We start from the raw sequence: 2,742 nt of genomic DNA, 5'->3' as shown, positions 1-2,742 counted from the left end.
AGCTGGGGGAAATCGAAGCGCGGCTGGTGCAGCAGGCATCCGTGCGAGAAGCCTTCGTCATGGCCCATGACGGCGAGAACGGCCAGCAACTGGTGGCCTATATCGTGCCCAGCGACGCCGCGATGGCGGTGGCAGGGGACGCTCAGGTGGCCTTGCGCGAAAGCATCAAAACGGCGCTGAAAGAGCATGTGCCGGACTACATGGTGCCGGCCTACCTGTTGTTCCTCGAAGCGCTGCCGCTGACTCCCAACGGCAAGCTTGATCGCAAGGCCCTACCCAAGGTCGACGCCCAGCAGATGCAGCAGGTCTATGTGGCGCCGCAGAGCGAACTGGAGCAGCAGATCGCGGCGATCTGGTCCGATGTGCTGAAGCTGGAGCGGGTGGGCATGACCGACAACTTTTTCGAGCTGGGCGGCCACTCCCTGTTGGTGGCTCAGGTGGTGACTCGGGTCAAGCAGCAGTTTGGTGTGGAGATGCCCATCAAGTCGCTGTTCGGTGCGGAAAGCCTCGCAGCCTTTGTCGAGAAGGTTCAGGCCCTGCGGCAGAGCACTTCTTCGCTGCAGGATGAATTGGCTAAATCTTTGGAGGCCCTCAAACGTTTATCTCCCGATGATCTTGAAAAAATAATTTCTTAGGCGAGGTAGTACATGCAAGCTTTAATCGATTCGGTAGGCACGCTTTCTTCCAAGGAAAGAAGGGCCCTGGCGATTTTGCTTAAAGAAAAGGGCATCAACCTCTTTGGTATCGCTCCTATCTGCAGCCGCGGCGCCGACGAGGCGCCAGTTCTCTCCTATGCCCAGGAAAGCCAGTGGTTCCTCTGGCAACTGGAGCCCGACAGCACCGCGTACCACATCACCACGGCGCTGCGCTTGACCGGAGAACTGGACCTCGACGCGCTGCGCCATGCATTCGATACCCTGATTGCCCGGCATGAAACCCTGCGCACGACCTTTTGCGAAGACGATGGCATGGCGGTTCAGGTGGTTCATCCACCGGCACCGCTGGACATCGAGGTCATCGAACTGCACACCAGCGGCCTATCTTATGAGGCCCAGCTCCATGCCCTGACCGACAGCCAGTGTCAGCCACCCTTCGATTTGCGCAATGGCCCGCTGCTGCGGGCCAGATTGTTGCGGGTGGCGGCAGACGAACATGTGCTGGTGCTGACCCAGCACCACATCGTCTCCGATGGCTGGTCGATGCAGGTGATGGTGGAGGAGCTGATCCAGCTTTATGCCGGCTACCGACAGGGGCGCACCGTCAGCTTGCCGGACCTGCCGATTCAATACGCCGACTATGCCAACTGGCAGCGCCAGTGGATGGACGCCGGCGAGCGTGAGCGCCAGTTGGGCTACTGGCTGGAGCAACTGGCCGGAGAGCAGCCCTTGCTGATGCTGCCGCTGGATCATGCGCGTCCGGCGATCCAGAGCTATCGGGGGGCGTTGCTGGACATCCCGTTGCCGGACACGCTGCGCCTGGGCCTCAAGCAATTGGCCCAGCGCGAAGGGGTCACGCTGTTCATGCTGTTGCTGGCCTCGTTCCAGGTGCTGCTGCACCGCTACAGCGGTCAGGCGGACATCCGTGTCGGCGTGCCCAGCGCCAACCGCAACCGGGTCGAGACCGAGCGCCTGATCGGCTTCTTCGTCAATACCCAAGTGTTCAAGGCCGAGGTTGACGGGCAGTTGGGCTTCAATGCTTTCCTGCAGCAGGTCAAGCAGACCGCGCTGATGGCCCAGTCCAATCAGGACTTGCCGTTCGAGCAACTGGTCGAAGCCTTGCGGCCTGAGCGCAGCCTGAGCCACAGCCCGCTGTTCCAGGCGATGTTCAACCACCAGACTGCAGTCAAGAAAGGCGGGCAGAGCCAGCGCCTTGACGACCTCAGTATCGAGACCTTGAGTTGGCAGGGGCGCGCCGCGCAGTTCGACCTGACCCTGGACACCTTCGAGTCCGAGGAGGGGCTCTGGGCTTCGCTGACCTACGCCACCGACCTGTTCGAGGTGTCCACCATCGAGCGTCTGGCCCAGTCCTGGGTGCAGTTGCTGCAGGGCATTGTTCAGCAACCCGGGCAGCGCCTGGGGGACCTGCCGCTGCTGGGGGCTGCCGAGCAGCATCAACTGTTGCATGAGTGGGCACCGGCCACCGGTGAGTTCCCCAGCGATGGCTGTGTGCAGCAACTGGTGGAAGCACAGGTACAGAAAAGCCCCGACGCCGAAGCGTTGTTGTTCGCCGGCCAGCGCCTGAGCTACCGGGAACTCAATGCCCGGGCCAACCGGCTGGCGCACAAGCTGATCGAACTGGGCGTGGGGCCTGAAGTGCGGGTGGGCGTGGCCCTGCAACGCACCCCGGAAATGGTCGTGGCGCTGCTGGCGGTGCTCAAGGCCGGTGGCGCCTATGTGCCGCTGGACCCGGATTATCCACAGGACCGTCTGGCCCACATGCTGCGCGACAGTCAGGCGCAGATCCTGCTGACCGAAAGTGCCTTGCTGTCGCTGCTGCCATCCGTTGAATCCCTGCAGAACCTGCAACTGGATGCCCAGCCGGGCTGGCTGGATGACTACTCCAGCGAAAATCCGCCGCAGCGAGCTACTCCGGACAATCTGGCTTATGTGATCTATACCTCCGGCTCCACCGGCCTGCCCAAGGGTGTGGCGATCGCCCATCGCAACGTGCTGGCGCTGATCGACTGGTCGAACCGGGTGTACAGCACCGATGACCTGCAAGGGGTGCTGGCCTCCACCTCGA

2 protein-coding genes are annotated in these 2,742 nt (G+C 62.3%); both read left to right on the top strand.

Annotated features, from left to right (window positions below; translation table 11 throughout):
- Nucleotides 1-635 (top strand): phosphopantetheine-binding protein (locus DNK59_RS24190; protein ID WP_305887945.1); only part of this gene is annotated, 635 nt, incomplete at its 5' end.
- Nucleotides 636-647: 12 nt separating this feature from the next.
- Nucleotides 648-2,742: condensation domain-containing protein (locus DNK59_RS24185; protein WP_146249935.1), on the top strand; the 2,095-nt coding region annotated here is incomplete at its 3' end.

The sequence above is a fragment of the Pseudomonas sp. TKO26 genome (assembly GCF_003225665.1).
GTDB lineage: Bacteria > Pseudomonadota > Gammaproteobacteria > Pseudomonadales > Pseudomonadaceae > Aquipseudomonas > Aquipseudomonas saponiphila.
Note: the sequence above shows the minus strand (reverse complement) of the source record. Positions and strands in the feature narration are given on the sequence as shown.